General features: G+C 69.7%; 14 protein-coding genes. 8 read left to right on the forward strand and 6 right to left on the reverse strand.

Translation table 11 applies throughout. The features are described from left to right. Positions 1–12: 12 nt before the first annotated feature. Positions 13–417, forward strand: coding sequence for a DUF1992 domain-containing protein (locus tag AB0I15_RS04490; protein ID WP_358090016.1), 405 nt, complete (start codon positions 13–15; stop codon positions 415–417). A 226-nt stretch (positions 418–643) separates the two neighbouring features. On the opposite strand, the gene AB0I15_RS04495 is transcribed toward AB0I15_RS04490, so the two are convergent. After that, positions 644–2,950: a glycoside hydrolase family 6 protein gene (locus AB0I15_RS04495; RefSeq protein WP_358090019.1), complete on the reverse strand. Its 2,307-nt coding sequence runs from the start codon at positions 2,948–2,950 to the stop codon at positions 644–646. A 357-nt stretch (positions 2,951–3,307) separates the two neighbouring features. Here AB0I15_RS04495 and AB0I15_RS04500 point away from each other — a divergent pair, with 357 nt between their 5' ends. From AB0I15_RS04500 to AB0I15_RS04510, 3 genes are all read left to right on the forward strand, one after another. Further along, positions 3,308–6,199: a glycoside hydrolase family 48 protein gene (locus AB0I15_RS04500; protein WP_358090022.1), complete on the forward strand. Its 2,892-nt coding sequence runs from the start codon at positions 3,308–3,310 to the stop codon at positions 6,197–6,199. Continuing rightward, the gene (locus AB0I15_RS04505; RefSeq protein ID WP_358090025.1) at positions 6,196–8,697 is read left to right on the forward strand and encodes a glycoside hydrolase family 9 protein; all 2,502 of its coding nucleotides are present in this window, start codon (positions 6,196–6,198) and stop codon (positions 8,695–8,697) included. The genes AB0I15_RS04500 and AB0I15_RS04505 overlap by 4 nt, the downstream gene beginning before the upstream one ends. A 156-nt stretch (positions 8,698–8,853) precedes the next feature. Beyond that, the gene (locus tag AB0I15_RS04510) at positions 8,854–9,054 is read left to right on the forward strand and encodes a cellulose binding domain-containing protein (protein ID WP_358090028.1); all 201 of its coding nucleotides are present in this window, start codon (positions 8,854–8,856) and stop codon (positions 9,052–9,054) included. Between the two features lie 140 nt (positions 9,055–9,194). Here AB0I15_RS04510 and AB0I15_RS04515 read toward each other — a convergent pair whose 3' ends face one another. Together AB0I15_RS04515 and AB0I15_RS04520 are read right to left on the reverse strand one after the other, a co-directional pair. Next, complete coding sequence (locus AB0I15_RS04515) at positions 9,195–9,719, reverse strand: hypothetical protein (RefSeq protein WP_358090031.1); 525 nt, start codon at positions 9,717–9,719, stop codon at positions 9,195–9,197. Then, on the reverse strand, positions 9,716–10,825 hold the full coding sequence (locus AB0I15_RS04520; protein WP_358090034.1) for a lytic polysaccharide monooxygenase: 1,110 nt from the start codon (positions 10,823–10,825) through the stop codon (positions 9,716–9,718). Before AB0I15_RS04520 ends, AB0I15_RS04515 begins: the two co-directional genes overlap by 4 nt. Before the next feature lie 261 nt (positions 10,826–11,086). On the opposite strand from AB0I15_RS04520, the gene AB0I15_RS04525 reads away from it, so the two are divergent. Then, positions 11,087–12,454 (forward strand): cellulose binding domain-containing protein, encoded by a 1,368-nt coding sequence (locus tag AB0I15_RS04525; RefSeq protein WP_358090037.1) that lies wholly within the window; start codon positions 11,087–11,089, stop codon positions 12,452–12,454. A 93-nt stretch (positions 12,455–12,547) separates the two neighbouring features. On the opposite strand, the gene AB0I15_RS04530 is transcribed toward AB0I15_RS04525, so the two are convergent. The 3 genes from AB0I15_RS04530 to AB0I15_RS04540 all read right to left on the reverse strand — a co-directional run bounded on the left by AB0I15_RS04530 (position 12,548) and on the right by AB0I15_RS04540 (position 17,117). Beyond that, entirely contained in the window at positions 12,548–13,795 is a 1,248-nt protein-coding gene (locus AB0I15_RS04530; protein ID WP_358090040.1) for a serine/threonine-protein kinase, read from the reverse strand. Beyond that, on the reverse strand, positions 13,782–14,753 hold the full coding sequence (locus AB0I15_RS04535) for a LacI family DNA-binding transcriptional regulator (RefSeq protein WP_358090043.1): 972 nt from the start codon (positions 14,751–14,753) through the stop codon (positions 13,782–13,784). Before AB0I15_RS04535 ends, AB0I15_RS04530 begins: the two co-directional genes overlap by 14 nt. 231 nt (positions 14,754–14,984) lie before the next feature. Beyond that, positions 14,985–17,117, reverse strand: coding sequence for a transglycosylase domain-containing protein (locus tag AB0I15_RS04540; protein WP_358090046.1), 2,133 nt, complete (start codon positions 17,115–17,117; stop codon positions 14,985–14,987). Positions 17,118–17,440: 323 nt separating this feature from the next. On the opposite strand from AB0I15_RS04540, the gene AB0I15_RS04545 reads away from it, so the two are divergent. From AB0I15_RS04545 to AB0I15_RS04555, 3 genes are read left to right on the forward strand one after another with little or no spacing between them, the layout of a single operon-like run. Then, complete coding sequence (locus AB0I15_RS04545; protein WP_358090049.1) at positions 17,441–18,652, forward strand: hypothetical protein; 1,212 nt, start codon at positions 17,441–17,443, stop codon at positions 18,650–18,652. Then, the gene (locus AB0I15_RS04550; RefSeq protein WP_358090052.1) at positions 18,649–19,644 is read left to right on the forward strand and encodes a hypothetical protein; all 996 of its coding nucleotides are present in this window, start codon (positions 18,649–18,651) and stop codon (positions 19,642–19,644) included. Before AB0I15_RS04545 ends, AB0I15_RS04550 begins: the two co-directional genes overlap by 4 nt. Before the next feature lie 41 nt (positions 19,645–19,685). Then, positions 19,686–20,195, forward strand: a complete 510-nt coding sequence (locus AB0I15_RS04555) for a MarR family transcriptional regulator (protein ID WP_358090054.1) — start codon at positions 19,686–19,688, stop codon at positions 20,193–20,195. Positions 20,196–20,243: the final 48 nt, after the last annotated feature.

Genomic DNA, 20,243 nt, shown 5'->3' on the forward strand with positions numbered 1-20,243 from the left:
GGAGAGCGCTGCGTGAGCGATCGCAAGCCTGTCGGGCTTCCCTTCGAGACCTGGATCGATCGGCAGATCCGCGAGGCCGAGGAGCGGGGGGAGTTCGACGACCTGCCGGGCAAGGGCAAGCCGCTGCCGGGGCTCGACCGGCATCTCGACGAGATGTGGTGGATCAAGCAGAAGATCGAGAGCGAGGGGCTCTCGATGCCGCTGCCGCCCACGCTGGCGCTGCGCAAGGAGGCTGAGCGGGCGCTGGCCGAGGCGCGCGGGGCCAGGTCCGAGACCGAGGCCCGGCGGATCGTCGAGGAGATCAACCACCGGATCCGGGAGGCGATCAGGACGGGGTTGTCGGGGCCGCCGCTCAACCTCATGCCTTACGACGTGGACCAGGTCGTCTCAGACTGGCGCCGCGCCCACCGCCGGTAACCCCCTTCCCGGCGTCACCCGCCGTACTTCGGCGGGGTTCTTTTGGGTGGGGGAGGGCCGCTCTCGGGCGCGGGCTTCGTGGGTACGCGCACCTCGGGTGGGTGGGGAAAGGGGCTCGGGCGCGTGGCCCGGGCCCCTTTCCGGTGGCTGAGGGGCCCGGGTCAGGCGGGTCCCTCTGGCCGGCCGGGGGTCCTGGTCAGGCGGGTCCCCGGCCGGCCGGGTCCTTTCAGTTGATGGGCGGGTAGGCGTTCTGCAGCAACTGCCTGAACTGGGCCGAGAACCACTGGCCCGACAGCGGGGCGTCAGGCAGCGCGCCCGACATGTTGTTGCCGTTGAGGCTGTTGCCGGTGTAGGTCGGGTCGCACATCCGGTCGAACTTCTTGCCCTCGTCGTTCGGGATGTCCCGGCTGGCGCCGTCGGACTCGCCCGGAGGCTTGATCCAGACGTAGGCGTCGAAGCCGGCGGCCGGGTTGGCGGTCGGCCGTGCGCCCATGCCGGCGCCGTTCTGGTTGCACCAGTTGCCGGCGTGGATGCGGCGGTCGACGCGGGACTGGTTGACGAAGTCCTCAAGCTGCGTCGAGGTGCTCGGCCCGGTCGGGCGGGCACTGCCGCCCCAGCCGTTGCGCGAGGTGTCGATCAGCATGCCGAGCCCCTGCCTGAAGCCCCTGCCGATCAGGGCGTTGCGCAGGGCCGTGGCGAAGCTCTGCTCGTCCACGTACCAGTTCCAGTCCACCCACTTGGACTGCCTGATCGACGTGCCGTTCACCGTGGTGTTGATGGTGAAGTACGGCTCGGTCGTGGCCGAGGTGTTGGCGGTGTTGACGATGAAGCCGTCCACGCTGTCCACCCCGGCGGTGGCGCCGGCGACGGTCTCGTAGAAGAGGTTGACGGACGGGGTGAAGTTCGAGTCCCAGCCGAGCCACGCGTGGTGGGCGGCGTCGATGTAGGTGTAGACGTTGGTGATGGCGTGGAGCTGGTTGAGCGCGTACCGGACGCCGTCGCGGTAGCCGCCGGCGCCGTTGGCCTCGCGGCACTTCTCGAAGGCGTTGAGGTTGGTGACGAGGTTCGGCAGCGAGTCGGGCTCGATGATCGTGACGATGCGCAGGTTGGAGTACGACGAGCTGCGCAGGATCGCCGCGATCGGGTCGATGTACTCGGTCTTGTAGCGGTTGAAGCCGTCCTGCGCGATGAGCAGCTCGCCGTTGGAGGCGAGTGCCGAGCAGTCGCGGTTCGGCAGGTTGTAGATGACGATCTGGATGGTCAGCGGCGCGGAGCCGTTGGCGGCGTCCTGCCTGACGGCCTCGTCCAGGTGGGCGCGCAGGCTCATGGCCGAGGAGGAGCCGGCGATGGCCGCGATGCGGTCCATCCACACGGCGGTGGAGGTGTTGGCGACCGCCGAACCGCCGGGCTCGGCCGCGGCCCTGGCGCTCCAGTTCGGGTTCACGTAGCCGGTGGCGCCGGCGTACGGGTTCTCGACGTGGGTGGGGTTGCTGCCGCCGTCGTCGTCGGCCTCGGTGGCGGTGACCGTTCTGGAGGTCAGGCCGGTGGAGGCCACGGTGAAGGTGCGGCTGCCGTTCGTCGTGTCGGAGTCCTGCGCGGCGGCCAGGGTGACCGTCTGCGGGGTGCTCCAGTTGGACGAGGTGAAGGTGAGTGAGGCGCTCGAGCTGACGGTGAGGTTGGTGTCGCCGCTGCCCGCCGCCGAGGTGACGGTCACGTTGCCGGAGGGCTGGGCGGCCAGGCGCACGGTGTACGTCCCGGTGGCGCCCTCAGGTACGGTCACCGCGGTCGGGCTGACGATGATCGACTGCTCGACGGTGGCGTCGTCGTCCACCTCGCTCGCGTTCACGGTGGCCCCGGTGACGCCGGTGCCGCCGACGCTGAAGGCGGCGGTGCCCGAGGCGGTGTCGGAGTCCTGGGCCGCGGCCAGGGTCACCATCTGCGCGGTGCTCCAGTTGGACGGCGTGAAGGTGAGTGAGGCGCCCGAGCTGACGGTGAGGTCGGTGTCACCGCTGGTGCGAGCGGTGGTGACGGTGACGTTCGAGCTGGGAGCGGAGGAGAGCCTGGCCGTGAACGTGGCGGTGCCGCCCTCGTTGACCGCGACCGAACTGGAGCTGGTGACCACCGACGGGGTCGTGGGCCCGGTGCCGCCGCAGGTGGTGTTGTTGACGCTGAACGAGGTCGGGTTCGGGTTCGTGCCGGTCCAGGTGCCGTTGAAGCCGATGTTGGTGGAGGCGCCGGTGGCCAGGCTGCCGTTCCACGTCATGTTCGTGCCCGTGACGCGGGTGCCGGACTGGCTCCAGTTGGCGCCCCATCCTGTCGGGGTGTACCTCTGTGTGGTCGTCGGGAAGTCGAAGCCGAGCGACCACGACGTCAGCGGGTCACCGGTGTTCCTCAGTGTGATGCTCGCGGTGAAACCACCTTGGCCTGAGCCCCACTGGTTGGCTGTGTAGGTCACGTCGCAGGCGACGGCGGCGTTCGCGGCGGTGCTCTGACCGACGACGAGCCCTAAGGCCGCGACACTCGCGGCGGTCATGGTCACGGCCCATTTGCGGAGGCCGCGTTGGAGTCTCACGAGCGATCATCTCCAGGATCGAGTGGCTGGGAGCGCTCCCATGGTGAGCCGCGTACCCGGCCATGTACAGCGGGCGGCCGTCGAGAAGGCGTCCGCCGCCCCGCATGCTCGTTGAATGCCTCGGAACGAGGATGAAACTTTCATCCCGGGCAGCCTGGTGAGAGGAAACACGAGGGTTACCGAAATGCCATTCCGTTGACATACGGCTGAGGTCACCCACAATCCCCTTTGGGAGCGCTCCCACACCCCTACTCCCATGGAGATCCCGTGAAGTACAGACCTCCTCTCCTCTTGGCGCGCTTATCGAGGCGGCTCGCCGTGGCCACGACCCTCGTCCTCGTCGCCGGCGCGACCACGGCTGTGGCGGCCTCCCCCGCCCAGGCCGCCGTGGCCTGCGACGTGCAGTACACGGCCAACCAATGGGGCACCGGCCAGGGCGGATTCACCGCGAGCATCACACTGAGGAACACCGGTGACCCCCTGACGTCCTGGTCGCTCGGCTTCGACTTCCCGACCACCGGCCAGCGCTACACCCCGACGGGCTGGGGCGCGAACTGGAGCCAGTCCGGCACCCGCGTCACGGGCACCAACATGACGTGGAACGGGAACCTGGCCACCGGCGCCTCCACCAACATCGGCTTCAACGGCACCTGGACCGGCACGAACCCGAACCCGGCCTCGTTCAGCGTGAACGGGGTCACCTGCGGCGGCGCCCCAGGCTCCGCGCCGACCGTGTCGCTGACCTCGCCGACCGCCGGCCAGACGTTCACCGCCCCGGCCACCGTCCCGATCACGGCGAACGCCTCCGACTCCGACGGCACCGTGACCAGGGTGGACTTCTACCAGGGCACCACGCTGCTCGGCACCGACACCTCCTCGCCGTACAGCTACAGCTGGACGAACGTGGCGGCGGGCAGCTACTCGATCACCGCCAGAGCAACCGACAACGCCGGCCTGACCACGACGTCGTCGCCGGTCGGCATCACGGTCTCGCCGAACACGGGCCCGGCGCTCGTGGTCAGCCCGACCACCCTGTCGGTGCCCGAAGCGGGCACCGCGAGCTTCGGGGTACGCCTGTCGCAGGCGCCCTCCTCGAACGTGACCGTCTCCGTCGCGCGGGCCAGTGGCGACGCCGACCTCACCGTCTCCGGCACCGCCACCAGGACCTTCACCCCGTCCAACTGGAACACGGTCCAGAACGTGACGTTGGCCGCGGCCAACGACACCGACACGACGAGCGGCTCGGCCGTCTTCCGCGTGAGCGCCACCGGATACACCCCGGTGGACGTGAGCGTGAGCGAGGCGGACGACGACGTCGGCGGCAACAACCAGTACGTCCAGCGCTTCGTCGAGCTCTACAACGAGCTTCACAACCCGGCCAACGGCTACTTCTCGCCCGAGGGCGTGCCGTACCACTCGATCGAGACGTTCATGGTCGAGGCGCCGGACCACGGGCACGAGACCACGTCCGAGGCGTTCAGCTACTACCTGTGGCTGGAGGCGGCCTACGGGCAGGTCACCGGTGACTGGTCGAAGTTCAACAACGCGTGGGCGGTGATGGAGAGGTACATCATCCCGGCCACCGCCGACCAGCCGACGAACTCCTACTACAACCCGTCCGACCCGGCCACGTACGCGCCCGAGCACCTGCAGATCAGCAACTACCCGTCGGCCATGGACTCCAACGTGGCCCCGGGCACCGACCCGATCGCGAACGAGCTGCAGAGCGCGTACGGCACCCGCGACATCTACGGCATGCACTGGCTGCTCGACGTCGACAACACCTACGGCTTCGGCCGCTGCGGTGACGGCACGACCAAGCCCGCCTACATCAACACCTACCAGCGCGGCCCGGAGGAGTCGGTCTTCGAGACGATCCCGCAGCCGTCCTGCGACACCTTCGCGCACGGCGGCACCAACGGCTACCTGGACCTGTTCATCCAGGACGGCTCCTACGCCAAGCAGTGGAAGTACACCAACGCCCCTGACGCCGACGCCCGCGCGGTGCAGGCGGCCTACTGGGCGCTGACCTGGGCCAAGGCACAGAACAAGGCCGCGGACGTGTCGGCCAGCGTGGCCAAGGCCGCCAAGATGGGCGACTACCTGCGCTACGCGATGTACGACAAGTACTTCAAGCAGCCCGGGTGCACCAGCCCGTCGTGCCCGGCAGGCAGTGGCAAGAACTCGGCCGCGTACCTGCTGAACTGGTACTACGCCTGGGGCGGCGCGACCGACACGAACGCCGGATGGGCCTGGCGCATCGGCTCCAGCCACAACCACTCCGGCTACCAGAACCCGTTCGCGGCCTGGGCGCTGTCCAACGTGACCGAGCTGCGGCCGAGGAGCGCGACCGGCGCGGCCGACTGGAGCACCAGCCTCACCAGGCAACTGCAGTTCTACAAGTGGCTGCAGTCGAACGAGGGCGCCATCGCCGGCGGCGCGACCAATAGCTGGGACGGCCACTACGGCACCCCGCCGTCGGGTCTGCCCAAGTTCCACGGCATGACCTACGACTGGCAGCCGGTCTACCACGACCCGCCGTCGAACCAGTGGTTCGGCTTCCAGGCGTGGACGATGGAGCGGGTGGCCGAGCTCTACAACGTCACCGGCAACGCCGACGCCAAGACCATCCTCGACAAGTGGGTGACGTGGGCACTGGACAACACCACGATCAACGCCGACGGCAGCTACCAGATCCCGTCCACGCTGCAGTGGTCGGGCCAGCCCGCGGGCAACTTCAGCGCCACCTCCGGCATGCCGCCGGCCAACCCCGGCCTGCATGTGACCGTCGTGGACCACACGCAGGACGTGGGCGTGGCGGGCGCGTACGCCAAGGTGCTGATGTACTACGCGGCGCGGGCCAACCACACCGAGGCGCGTGACACGGCCAAGGCGCTGCTCGACGGCGTCTGGGAGAACCGCGACGCCGAGGGCGTGTCGGTGCCGGAGACCAAGGGCGACTACCGCCGCATCGACGACCCGGTGTACGTCCCGGCCGGCTGGAGCGGCGAGATGCCCAACGGCGACCCGATCAACTCGAACTCCACGTTCCTGTCGATCAGGTCGTTCTACGAGGACGACCCGGACTGGCCGAGGGTCCAGGCGTTCCTGAACGGCTCGGGTCCCGCACCGGTCTTCAACTATCACCGCTTCTGGGCGCAGGTGGACGTCGCCGTCGCCCTGGCCGAGTACGGGCGGCTCTTCCCGTGAGAAAAGCAGCACTGATAGCCGTGGCGTCGCTGGTCCTGCCCCTGATCGGGGCGGGGCCGGCGGCCCACGCCGCCGCACCCGCCTTCGCCTACGGTGAGGCGCTGCAGAAGTCGCTGTGGTTCTACGAGGCCCAGCAGTCGGGCGCGCTGCCCGACTGGAACCGCGTCTCCTGGCGCGGCGACTCGGGCCTGAACGACGGCAAGGACGTCGGCGCAGACCTCACGGGCGGCTGGTACGACGCGGGCGACCACGTCAAGTTCGGCTTCCCGATGGCGTTCTCCGCCACGATGCTGGCCTGGGGCGCGGTCGAGTATCGCGACGCCTACTCCTCGTCGGGCCAGCTCACGCATCTGCTCAACAACCTCAAGTTCGTCAACGACTACTTCATCAAGGCCCATCCGTCGCCGAACGTGCTCTACGGGCAGGTCGGCAACGGCGGCACGGACCACGCCTGGTGGGGCCCGGCCGAGGCGATGGCGATGACGCGGCCGGCGTACAAGATCGACGCCTCGTGCGGCGGGTCGGACCTGGCGGGTGAGACGGCGGCGGCGATGGCGGCCTCCTCGATGGTCTTCCGGCCGACGAACCCGGCCTATGCCGACACGCTGGTGACGCACGCCAGGCAGCTCTACTCCTTCGCCGACGCGGTCAGGAGGAAGTACAGCGAGTGCATCACCGACGCCTCGGGCTACTACCAGTCGTGGAGCGGCTTCAACGACGAGCTGGTGTGGGGCGCGATCTGGCTCTACCGGGCCACGAACGACGCCACCTACCTGGCCAAGGCCGAGAGCGGCTACGCCAACCTGGGCACCGAGCCGCAGACCACGACGAAGTCGTACAAGTGGACGATCGCCTGGGACGACAAGTCGTACGGCGCGTACGTGCTGCTGCACAAGCTCACCGGCAGGCAGCAGTACCTGGACGACGCCAACCGCTGGCTCGACTGGTGGACGGTCGGCGTCAACGGCTCGCAGGTCAGGTATTCGCCGGGCGGCCAGGCCGTCCTGGACCGGTGGGGCTCGCTGCGCTACGCGGCCAACACCTCGTTCGCGGCCCTCGTGCACAGCGACTCGATCACCGACGCCACGCGTAAGGCCCGCTACCACGACTTCGCGGTCCGGCAGATCAACTACGCGCTCGGCGACAACCCGCGCAACTCCTCGTACGTGATCGGCTTCGGCGCCAACCCGCCGAGGAACCCGCATCACCGCACGGCGCACGGTTCGTGGACCGACCAGCTCACCAGCCCCGAGCAGACCCGCCACACCCTGTACGGCGCGCTCGTGGGCGGCCCGCCCGACCCGAACGACGCCTACACCGACAAGCGTGACGACTACGTCATGAACGAGGTCGCCACCGACTACAACGCCGGCTTCACCAGCGCGCTGGCCCGGCTCTACCGGGAGTACGGCGGCCCGCCCGCGACGGGGTTCCCGGCGCAGGAGACGCCGGACGGCCCCGAGATCTTCGTCGAGGCGGGTGTCAACGCCTCCGGGAGCACCTTCACGGAGATCAAGGCGATCGTCCGCAACCAGTCGGCCTGGCCCGCCAGGGTCCTGTCCGACGGCTCGTTCCGCTACTACTTCACGCTCGACGGCGCCACGACGGCCGCGCAGATCAGCGTGTCGTCGGCCTACACGCAGTGCAAGGCGCCGACGCTGCACCAGTCGAGCGGCAGCACGTACTACGTCAGCGTCGACTGCTCGGGGCAGGCCATCGCGCCCGCCGGGCAGTCGCAGCACCGCAGGGAGGTGCAGTTCAGGATCTCCAGCGCGGGGACGTGGGACCCGGCCAACGACTGGTCGTACCGGAACATCCCCACGACGCCCGGCGCGACGCCGGCGCGCACCCAGAACATCACCCTCTACAGCGGCGCCACCAAGATCTGGGGTGAGCCGCCGGGTCCGGAGGTCGTTGACACGACGGCGCCCAGCAGGCCGGGCAAGCCCGCGGTATCCGCGGTCACGGGTTCCACGGCCCGGCTGAGCTGGACGGCGTCCACGGACAACGTGGGCGTGAGCGGCTATGACGTCTATCTGGGGTCCACCAAGATGGGCACGGCCACGAGCGCCTCCTTCGACCTGGGCGGGCTCACCCCTGCCACGTCCTACACGGCCACCGTGGTGGCCAGGGACGCGGCGGGCAACACCTCGGCGGCCTCCGAGGGCACGGCGTTCACCACGACGGACACGCCGGGGCCCACCGGTGGGTGCGTGGCGGCGTACAAGGTGACGAGCACCTGGGGCGGCGCGTACCAGGCCGAGGTGACGGTCACGAACAACGGCACCTCGGCGACCACCGGCTGGGCGGTCGCCTGGAACTCCCAGAACACGATCACTCAGCTCTGGGGCGGCAAGCACACCGTGTCCGGATCGTCGGTGACCGTCCGGAACGAGGGCTGGAACGGCGCGCTCGCGCCCGGGGCCGGCGCCACGTTCGGCTTCATCGCCAGCGGCACGTCCACCACACCCGACCCGATCACCTGCACCCCCGCTTGAGCCCAGACCCCGCCCCCGCCGCAGGAGCGGCGGGGGCGGTTCCAACGGGGCTCAGTGAAAGGCAGCACATGAGATCACTGCTGACCGCTCTGGCCGTCCTGGCGGCCCTCCTCGCCGTGCCGGCGGCCCCGGCGAACGCCGCCACCGGGCTGCACGGTGACGTTCACGCTGCCCGCCGGGCACACGCTCGCCGGCTCCTGGAACGCCGCGGTGACGGTCAGCGGCCAGACCGTGACGGCCAGGAACATGAGCTACAACGGCTCACTGCCGCCGAACGCCGGGACGAGCTTCGGCTACCAGGTCAGCCGCCCGAACGGCAACACCTCGGTGCCCTCCGGCCACACATGTGCCACCTGATCTGAACTCCCCTGCCCCAGGGTGCGTATGAGGAGGTGAGGCTGAAACATCATCCCTGCCCAACACAAACCATCCCGCCCGGATGGGACGGACGCGGCCGATTCCTCCAGTCGGCCGCGTCCGTTCGTGTTGCGGGGGTTTCACCTGGCGGTCTGTGAGACCTGCGCGAACCGCTCACGCGCCGCCTCGATCGCCGAGTCGTCACTGAACTCGGCGAACGCCTGCTCGTGGTACCGCTTCGGGATGAGGTTCCTGACCCGGTCCGGATAACCGGCCCCGGACTCGGGCACCCGGATCTGGGGCGGAATGTCGATCTTGACGGCGATCGGGCCCGAGGCCCGGACGGAGGCCGCCCAGTCGGGGCTCACGCCGGTGACCGCGCACATGTGGCGGGCGTAGACCCACCGCACCTCGACGAGGGCCTTGGCGCCGGGAGGTTCGGTGCCGAAGGGCTCCACGGCGCACACGACGCGCGATTCGAAGCTGTGCCCGTGGGCGTGGTGCTCATCGGGTGAGGCCTGCTCGAGCACCCGGGTCACCTGGGCGGCGAGCTCCTCGTTCAACTGCGACGACGGCTGTCTGGACGCGAAGAACATCACCCCGGCCAGGGTCAGGCCGGCCAGGGTGATGACTGCCGCGACAAGCCCGCGACGTGTTCTGATCACGGACTGGTGCAGGTCAGGGTCGGGGCTGGGCTCGGGATCGAGCCGGTGGCGTTGAAGCCGAACGTGGTGGACGCGTTCGGTGCGAGCTGCCCGTTGTACGTGGCGTTCTTGACCGTCACGTTCGGCGGTTGCCCGCTCAGCACGCCGTTCCAGGGCGAGCCGTCGAAGCCCTGGCCGCCGCTGTAGGTCCACTTGACCGTCCAGCCGTTCATGGAGCTGGTGCCCGTGTTCTTCACGGTCACCTCACCCTGGAAGTGGCCGGCCCAGCCGGTGTTGGTGGCCTTCCACGTGGCCGTGCAGGCGCCCGTGGGAGCGGGGTCGGTCGGCGTGACCGTCGGGTCCGGGCCAGGGGTGCTGCCGCCGGGGCCGACGCCGGTCACGTTGCCGTTGCCGCCGTCGAAGACGACGTCGGAGCAGCTGTAGAAGTTCTCGTTGCTGTCGGAACGGATCCAGTGCGTGAAGATGATGTGCCGCCCGCTCTTGCCGGACGGGAGCTGGGCGTTCCAGTAGTAGTAGTTGAGCCCGCCGGGACCGCCGGTCTTGGGCGGGTTGGTGACGCTGCCGAACGACTCCAGGTCGGACCACTTCAGTGCCCCGCCTGAGTTCCAGCCGTTCTTGGTGATGTAGTAGTTGAACGCGCCGGGGTGCTCGGCCCAGTTGCTGTGCCGCATCTGGATCGACGCCCCGGAGGTCAGGTGGGTCAGCGGCCAGTCGGAGCGGACGGCGTTGTAGGCGGAGAAGTCGTACGGGCCGCCGGTGCCGCCGCTGCAGATCTGGCCGTCGGGGATGAACCCGGTGGTCCGGCCGGCGCCGTCGGAGCGCAGCACCGCGAACCAGTTGTACAGGGGGGTCGCGCCGCTCTGGTTGACCGCGGCGCCGCACGCGGGGTTGTAGGGGATGATCTGCCCGTTGTCCCGCAGACCGTCCTGCCAGCACAGGAACGTCCGGCTACCGGGGAACATCGACACGCCGTGCATCTGCGCCTGAGTCTGAGACCGCGTCTGAGTCTGCGTCTGCACCTGTGCCTGCGCTTGCGTGGGCACCATCAAAACAGTAGTGATCAGGACCAGGACGGCGGTGAGAGCCGCCGACTTGAATGACTTCATGGGGATTCCCTTGCGCTGACGACAGAGGAAACCTGCCCACGACCTGCCCGCCCGGCCAGCGCATTGAATCATGACATTTGCGGATCCGACAACGAGCTGTGAAACTTTCAACCGATCTTGGTCACGGTTTCCGCTGGTGGCCTGGCCCGCTCCAGGTCGCTCAGGGTGGCGCCCGCTTGCCCTGCGTGGACGACGCCGCGAGGCTGGGGGTGGGAGCGCTCCCAGTACACTCCCTTGTCAGAGAGGCGGGAGCAACACGCCATGAGGCATGCGCACATCCACCTGATCATCGGGGCCTTACTCGCCACCGGTCTGTTCGCCGCGCCGGCGCAGGCCGCCCCGGTGCTCTGCGAGAAGTACGGCTCGGCCGCGATCCAGAGCAACCGCTACATCGTCCAGAACAACGTCTGGGGCGCGAGCACGGCGCAGTGCATCGACGTCAACCAGAGCGGCGGGTTCACGGTCACGCAGGCGGCGCACAACAACTCCACGAGCGGCGCGCCGGCCGGCTACCCGTCGATCTACGCCGGCTGCCACTACGCCAACTGCACCACCGGCAGCAACCTGCCCATGCAAGCCAGCGCCTCGGGCTTCGCCGGCCTCAGGAGCAGCGTCAGCATGACGTATCCGGGCTCCGGCACCTACAACGCCTCCTACGACCTGTGGTTCGACCCCACACCCCGCACCGACGGCCAGAACACCGGCGCCGAGCTGATGATCTGGCTCAACCGGGCGGGCTCGATCCAGCCGATCGGCTCCCGGGTGGGCACCGTGAGCCTGGCGGGGGCGAGTTGGGAGGTCTGGTTCGGCAACACGGGCTGGAACGTGATCTCCTACGTGCGCACCTCGCCCGCGACCTCGCTCGACTTCACGATCAACACCTTCTTCTCCGACGTGGTGAGCCGCGGCTACGGCCAGCGGTCCTGGTACCTGACCAGCGTCCAGGCCGGCTTCGAGCCCTGGATCGGCGGCACGGGCCTGGCGGTCAACTCCTTCTCCTTCGGCTCGGGCGGCACCGACACCTCGCCGCCGACCACCCCGGGCAACCCGGCCGCCTCCGGCACCACCTCGACCGGCACCACCCTGTCGTGGGGCGCCTCCACCGACTCCGGTGGCAGCGGCCTGGCCGGCTACGACATCCTGCGCGCGACCGGTGACACCTTCACCCGCGTGGGCGGCAGCACCACCACCTCCTACACCGACAGCGGCCTGAGCCCCGCCACCACCTACCGGTACCGGATCCAGGCCAGGGACGGCGCCGGGAACCTCTCGCCCGAGTCGGGCACCGTCACCGTGACCACCCAGCCGGGCGGGGGCGGCGGCGGAGGCTGCGCGGTCACCGCGACCACGCAGAACGCCTGGAACAACGGCTACGTCATCCAGCCCGTGACGGTCACCAACCGCGGCACGTCGGCGCTCAGCGGCTGGACGGTCACGTTCCCGCTGCCGTCCGGGCACACGATCACCGGCATCTGGAACGCGAGCTACACGGTCAGCGGCGGCACGGTCACGGTCAGGAACCTCGGCCACAACGGCGGCCTGGCGCCCAACGCCGGCACGTCGTTCGGCTTCCAGGCCACCCGGCCGACCGGGAACACGCAGGTGCCCAGCGGTTACACCTGCACATGAGGCTCGCGCGGGCACGCTTTGCGAGGGGCCCCGCCCGCGCGATGGAGGGGTACGGCTGGTGCTGCCGTACCCCTCATCAACCTCCTGCCCTCGTCAGTCCCCCTGCATCGCCGTGTCGAGGTCGTCGAGCCTGGCCTGCAGCTCGCTCAGGCAGGCCGGCGTGAGCCGGCCCTCCCGCCAGCGGTCGGAGAGCTTGCGCCGCAGGTTCTCGGTCGTGGACGCGGAGGGGCCGTGGTCCGGCGTCACGGCGTGGTCCAGCACCTGCCGCAGGTCGAGCACGACGTCGTCGTCGGTCGCGCCGCACGGCGTCCTGGCCGTGAGCACGGTCCTGAAGCCGGCCGCGGCCTGCTCGATCGTGATCGCCGATGACGGCGAGCTCTCGACCAGCTTGGACGTGGGCGACGGCGACGGCTTGGCCGCGCGCTCCGGCTGCTGTGGCGGCGCCGTCTGCTGGAACCACAGCAGGGCGGACAGCGCGATGGCCGCCGACCCGGCCACCGTGAGCCCGCGGCGCACGTGCCGGCCCAGCGTGGCCGCGCCGAGCGCGGAGGTCAGCGCCGTGACGATCTGTGCCGCGGTGGGCCGCTTCTCCGGCTCGTGCGCCAGGCAGCTCCGGCAGAGCGAGGCGACGGAGTTCGGCACCCCGACCACCCGGGGCGGGGGCGCGGTCCTGCGGACCGCCTCGATCTCCTCCCACGTCGTCTCCGGGTATGGCGTCCGCCCGGTGAGCATGGTGTGCAGCAGCACGCCGAGGGCGTACACGTCGACGGCCGGATGGGTCGGTGCGCCGAGCAGCCGCTCGGGGGCGACGTAGGGAGGGGTGCCGCGGTCGTCGTCGGGGTCTCCCGCCCACGCCGCGATGCCGAAGTCGAGCAGTTTGGGGCCGTCGGCGGTGAGCAGCACGTTCTCCGCGGTGACGTCCCTGTGCACGAGGCCGCGGGCGTGTCCGGCCATCAGCACCCGGGCCAGCCGGAGTGCGATGGCCGCGGCGTCCTGCCACGGCAGCGGGCCCCTCTCGACGCGCTCCGCCAGCGGCGTTCCGTCGAGCAGCGGCATCACCACGTACGCGGCGACGCCGCCGCTCGTGGTGACCGTTTCGCCGTAGTCGTAGATCTCGATCGAGTCGGGATGGATGAACCTGGCCGCGGCGCGGGCCTCGCTGCGCACGCTCACCCGTTCGAGGGGGTCGGTGTGCAGCGAGGCGGTGAGCACCTTGACCGCGATCATCCGGTGCAGGGACTGGTCGAAGGCGCGCCAGATGACCGACATGCCGCCTCTGGCCAGCGGATCCAGCAACAGATACCGGCGGGCCAGTACATCCCCAGGCTCAAGCCGACTCACGGATGACCAGTTCCGTGGGGAGTACGGGATCGATCCCCGCGGCCCCCGACAGGAGCAGCCGGGTGGCGACGCTGGCTAGTTCCTCGACGGGCTGACGGATGGTGGTGAGGGCGGGGACGGTGTGCCTGGCGACCGGGGCGTCATCGAACCCGATCACCGCCACGTCCGCGGGGACCTTGCGTCCCGCCCTGCGCAGGGCCTGGATCGCGCCCGCCGCCATCAGGTCGGAGGCGACGAACACGGCGTCCAGGCCCGGCGCGTGGCGTAACAGCCACTGCATGGCGTGGGTGCCGGAGGCGGCGGTGAAGTCCCCGTAGGCCACGGGCACGTCGGGGGCGCCTGCCGCCTGCAGAGTGCGGACCAGGCCCTCCAATCGGTCCCGGGCCCCGGGTAAGGAGGGTGGGCCGCCGATGGCGGCGACGTTGCGGCGGCCGGACAACAGGAAGTGCTCGGCCGCCTGGCGGCCGCCGTCGAGGTTGTCGACGTCGGCGTACGGGAGTTTGAGGTCGTGGGGCGGGCGGCCGATGTTGCGTACGGGGACGCCCGAGGTGGATAACTTGATCGCCAGGGGGTGACGCTCTCTTGCGCCCACGATCAGCACCGCGCCGGATAGGGCGGGCAGCGTGGACGAGGTGGGGGTGACGGTGGTCACCATGAGGTGGGTGCCGCTCTCGGCGATCACGGCGCCCGCCGCCGAGAGAAGCCTGGCGTAGTAAGACTCGGAGAAGAGCCGGGGGAGGTGGTCACAGATCACTGCCGTGACGCCGTCGGCCATGGTCTTGGCGGCCGTTCCCCGGGGTGCGCGCTGTCGGACGTATCCCATGCGGGACACGGCGTCGTAGACTTGCCGGCGGGTCGAGGTACTGACCCGCACCGAGCCCGTGAGGACTCGAGATGCGGTCGCGGGGGAGACCCCGGCCTCGGCCGCGACCTGTGCCAGTGTGGGCTGCTCGGTCATGGAGCACCTCGCGGAAAGATCCTGGGAGCGCTCCCACGTTACCAATGTTTCGCCGCTGTTAATAGGGTCTTTGCAAGGAGTGCGTCCCACTGTGCGGACGCACTCCGAATTTGCTCAGCTAGGGGCGGTGGTAACCATCAGGGGTTTCTGTGCCGGATGTGGATCACCGGCATATTTCCGCGCCCGATTTGTCTTATCTGACAATCAGGAAACCCCTCATGTCGAAGTTGATCAGTCGAGAACCGTGTCAACATCCGCGTCCTCCAGCACCCCGTCCGAGTCGTCGTCGCCCTGGGGCTCCTGCCGCACCGGCGCGCAGCTCGAACAGCCGCCGAAGCGGGAGTTGTTGACGGGGGTGAAGTCGGTCGCCGGGACGCCCTTCAGGGCGGAGAGCATCGTGTCCTTCCAGATCGGCCCGGGGATCGAGGCGCCGAAGACCGAGGGGTAGTAGCGGCCGCCGATGTTGATGTTGTTGAGCTTGTGGTCCTGGGCGCCGCGCGGGTCGCCGATGCTGACCGCTCCCGCGAGGTCGGGGGTGAACCCGGCGAACCAGGCGGTGGCCTGCGCGTCCGTGGTGCCGGTCTTGCCGGCGGCCGGACGGCCGATGCCCCCGACGCCCCGCATCGTGCCCTTGGTGAAGACGCCGGACAGGATGTTCGCCCCCGCGTCCGCGACCTCGGGGTCGAGGGCCTGCCTGCAATCGGGCTTGTAGTTCTTGACCTTGCCGTAGCGGTCGGTGACCTTGGTGATGACCATGGGCGCGCAGTATTTGCCGCGCGCGCCGATGGTGGCGTAGGCGTTGGCCACCGTCACCGGGTCCATGTCATTGGTGCCGAGCGTGAAGGTGGAGAACTCCTGCAGCGGCAGGCCGTCGGAGCGCTTGATGCCCAGGTCCTTGGCGGTCTTGATCGTGTCGCACAGGCCCACCTTCTGCTCCAGCATCATGAAGAAGGTGTTCACCGAGCCCCAGGTGCCGGTGGCCAGCGACTTGAAGCCGCCGCCGCCCTCGTCGTTGGTGACGGTGTGGCTGGGGTCGGCGATGTTCTCGCCCTTGCAGTTCTTGAACGTGGAGTAGTAAGGGGCGCGGTAGCCGCTACCGACGGAGAACCCGTCGTTGATCTTCATGCCCTCCTTGAGGGCGGTGAGCAGCGTGAACGTCTTGAACGTCGAGCCCGCCTGGAAGCCGGTGCCGCCACCGTGGACCGCGTCGGCCACCACGTTGTACGACATTTCCTTCTTGCGCTTGTTGTTGCCGTATTTGCGGCTGGCGGCCATCGCCTTGATCGCGCCCGTGCCCGGCTCCACCAGGGCCTCGGCGGCGACCGGGTGATCCGAGGCGAACACGTGCTTCTTGATCGCGCGGTCGGCGGCCTGCTGCATCTTCGGGTCGAGCGTGGTGTGGATCTCCAGGCCGCCCCGGTTGAGGAACCGGCTCCTGACCTTGGGCGTCTTGCCGAAGACCTTGTTGCTGAGGACCTCGTTGCGGACGTACATGCAGAAGTAGGGGACCTCGCTGGCCGTGCAGCCGCCCGGGATCGGGGTGCCCTTGTAGCCGAGCTTCTTCGTCTTGGCCTCGGACGCCTCTTCGGGCGTGATCTTGCCCAGCTTGGCCATCGTGTCGAGCACCAGGTTGCGCCGGGCCAGGAGCCGCGCCCGCTGCTGCTTGCCCAGGTTGGGGTCGGTCGCGTTGGGGTCCTGGACGGCGCCGGCCAGCGTCGCGGCCTGCGCCATGCTCAGCTCCGACGCCGGGACCCCGAAGAAGCGCTTGGACGCGGCCTCCACCCCGTAGGCGCCCGCGCCGAAGTAGGCGATGTTGAGGTATTTCTCGAGGATCTCGTCCTTGCTGTACTTGTCCTCGACCGCCATCGCGTAGCGCAACTCCCTGAGCTTGCGCGCGTAGCTGGCCTCCAGGGCCGCGTTCTTCTCCTTGTCGGTGGTGGCCGAGTTGAGCAGCACCTGCTTGACGTACTGCTGGGTGATCGACGAGCCGCCCTGGGCGATGCCACCAGAGCTGAGGTTCTTGGCCAGGGCGCGCATGGTGCCCTCGATGTCGATCGCGCCGTGCTCGTAGAAGCGGTAGTCCTCGATCGAGATGATGGCCGTCTTCATGACCTCGGCCACCTGGTCGAGCTTGACGTTCTCGCGGTATTCCTCGTAGAACCAGGCGATCTCGTTGCCCTTGGCGTCGAGCACGGTCGTCCGCTCCGCCAGCGGGGGCTCCTTGAGCTCCTCGGGTTTGATGCCCAGGTCCTCCGACGCCGAGACGAACATCGCTCCGGTGCCTCCGACCGCGGGCAGCGCGATGGCCGCGGCCACCACGCCGGCCGCCGCCGCGGCCGCAGTCAGGCGCGCGATACTCGACATACGGGAACCCATGCTGGTAAACCCTCCGCTTTGTGGCATTAGGGTGCATCCTAAACCCGGGCATGACGTGCCCATGTAAAAGTTTGGACGCTTCGGGGGGCGCGGAAGTTCGGGCGGTGGCGGGGTTTTTCACCGCGTGCGTGCGGATGGCGGAGTTCGCGCCGCGTGAGGGCCCCCGTGAGGGCTGTGACGGCCATCTCCTTCTCGCTCTTTTGAGATTCCGTCAGGCGGGGGCAAAAGAAGCGTGTCGCCCACCGGGGAGTGTCTCGCCGGTCTGGCAACGTCTACCAGGGCATTTCTTCCTGGCCTTGGTGGAGGGACATATGTGTCACGTCGGGGAGGGCGAGCACGTCGAACGACTGCTCGCCGCCGCCAGGACCTGCTGGGGAGAGGGTCCCGGTGGTGACGGGTGCGTCGTGGCGGAGGCCTTCGACGAGGACCTGCGGATCGTGGTGCGCACGCTCGTGGTCGCGCGGGCGGTCTGCGGGCTGGTCTCGGCGCGGCTGGTCGTGGCCGGGAGGCCGGAGTGGCGGCGGCTGGCCGAGGCCTTCGGCGCCGACGGCGACGTCCGGCCCGAGGTGTCGCCCGTGGCGCTGGTCACCAGCCGGGCGGATCGCTCCGTGCCCAGGGAGATCCCCGTCGTGCACGTGTACGGCACGGGGTCGCTGAGGGCGTACGCGTTGTTCCCCGACCAGGGGCCGTGCTCGCTGGAGGAGGAGCTGCCCGCCCGGGTGGGGGCGTTCTTCGAGCGGCACGTGTGGCCGTACCGGGAGGTGATCGGGCCCAGCGCGGAGCGGGTGGCCTGGCGGGCCAAGAGCGGATACCAGCTCCGTACGGAGACCGAGCGCCGCCAGCTCCGCTACTACGGCTGCGCCCGCCTGGGACTCGACGCGGGCCGGCCCACGATCGCGGTGTTCGGCCACGCGCCCGCGCGCGACGCCGAGATGTTCGCGACGACGGCGGAGTTCGCCGTCGCCGACGAGTCCGCGAACTGGCTGTTCCTCGACCCCCCTCCCGCCACCGGCTCCCCGCGGATCAGGTGCGTGAGCGGCTCGATGTCGGCCAACCTCCTGTGGAGCATGGCCGACGCGGCCGTCACGTTCGGCGACAGCGACCTGCCGGCCTACGGCATCCCCGTCATCCAGGCCGGCTGGTCGGAGGGCGGCGCCTGCGGAGCCACGCACGTGCCGCGCTCGCCCGACGAGCACCGCCTGCTGCTCGGGGAGGTCATCGCCAGGTACGCCAAGGGCGAGTCCCTCCTCGGCCCGGAGCAGCGCGAGCGCGCCCGGCTGTGGCTCTGGCTGCGCCGCTGCGGCGCCGACGTGCCCAGTCAGCTCCTGCCCCACTGGGAGCACGGCGCCGACTACGCCCGCACGCTCGCCGTCAACCTGCGGCACGGGGAGTGCGACGGCGATCCCCTCTACGGCGCGGTCGCCCGCATGTGGGAGCGGCGCGAACCCGTGCTCACCCGATTCGACTTCCACGACCCGGCAGGGCTGGCCACCACACTCACCCCCTCGAGGAGCATCAGATGAGCACCACAGGACCCGCCACCGAACTGGACCAGGTGGTTCTCCCCGCGATCCCGCCCGTGCACCTGCTGAGCGGCCAGGTCCCCGCGCTCCAGGTCACCGACCGGCTGCACCGCGGCAGCCAGATCGTGGGCAGGTTCGAGACGTCGGGGCTGGCCGGGTTCAAGGTGGCCGCGCAGGGGCGTCCGCTGCGGGTCTCGCTGTCGCTGTCCGCGGACGAGCGGTCGGTGAGCGGCTGGCACACCGGGCGTACCGACGTGGCGGCGCCGCCACGGCTGCTGCAGATCCGCTCCCAGGGCCGGCTGCGCCAGTGCGTGCTGCTGCGGGGCAAGAAGGCGCACGCCCGGGTGGCCTTCGACCTGTCGCCGGAGGAGATCCCCGACGACGGCCTGATCTGCATCGAGGCGCTCGACATCACCGAGGGCGACGGCGTCTGCGACGAGCTGCGCCAGGCCGTGTCGGGCCGCGTCGGCGCCGACGGGGTGGCCGGCGTGCGGCTGGACAAGGTGGTGTTCGAGGAGCCGCCCGCGGTGGACTACGACCCCGACACGCTCGACGGGTCGCGGTGCGAGCTGTACTCGCTGATCAGCGGGGGCGGCCTGGCCAACCTCAACCGGCAGGGCGTCCGCCTGCTGCGCTCGGGCATGTTCGTGGTCAACCCCGTGCTCAAGGACCGGTTTGGCTCCAGCGGCCGGATCACGCTGCGGCTGGGCACCCGGGCCGAGCCGGCCAGCGTCATCCCGGCGACGTGGCGACGGGTCAACAGCGAGGTGCGCTGGCTGCGTCACGCCACCAGGAAGCTGCTGCACACGGCGGCGCCGTCCGTGGAGCGGGTGATCGACTTCCGGGACGGCGACGCGGGACGGCCGGAGGTGACGGTACACGGCAACGTGATCGACCTGACGCTGCCCAGCCCCGCCACCTCACCGCTGCTGGTGATCATGACCCCGTGCCCGGGTGTGGTGCCGACGCTGGAGTCCGGTACCGCGCACTAGTACGGATACGCATAGTGTCCGCTCAAATAGGATGCGGAGTCATGGGCGACCCTATCGACAGGATCCTCGAGCAGTGGCGGCGCGAGCGGCCCGACCTCGACCTGTCGGCCATGGACGTCTTCGGGCGGCTCGCCCAGGCCACGCGGATGCTGATGCCGCAGGTGGACCGCGTCTTCACCAAGCGGGGCCTGCGGCAGGGGGAGTTCGACGTGCTGGCCGCGCTGCGCAGGGCGGGGCCGCCTTTCACGCTGATCCCCTCGGAGCTGTCCGACGTGCTGATGATGTCGCGGGCCGGCATGACCAACCGGCTCGACCGGCTGGAGGCGGCCGGGCTGGTCGAACGGAGCCTCGACCCGGCCGACCGGCGCAGTTTTCGCGTCCGGCTGACCGACGAGGGCCTGCGGATCGTGGACGACGCGCTCACCGAGCACGCCGCCAATCTGGCGCGCCTGGCCGCCCCTCTGACCCGCGAAGACGTCGACACGCTGTCGTCGATCATGCGCAAGCTGATGGACGGTCCTCTTGGTGACCGCGGGGGCGGAGGGGCCTGACGGCTCCGGAAAGTTGACGATCACCTGTGATAACGCCGCTCACGGGGC

It is taken from the genome of Nonomuraea sp. NPDC050643, from assembly GCF_040654715.1.
Lineage (GTDB): Bacteria > Actinomycetota > Actinomycetes > Streptosporangiales > Streptosporangiaceae > Nonomuraea.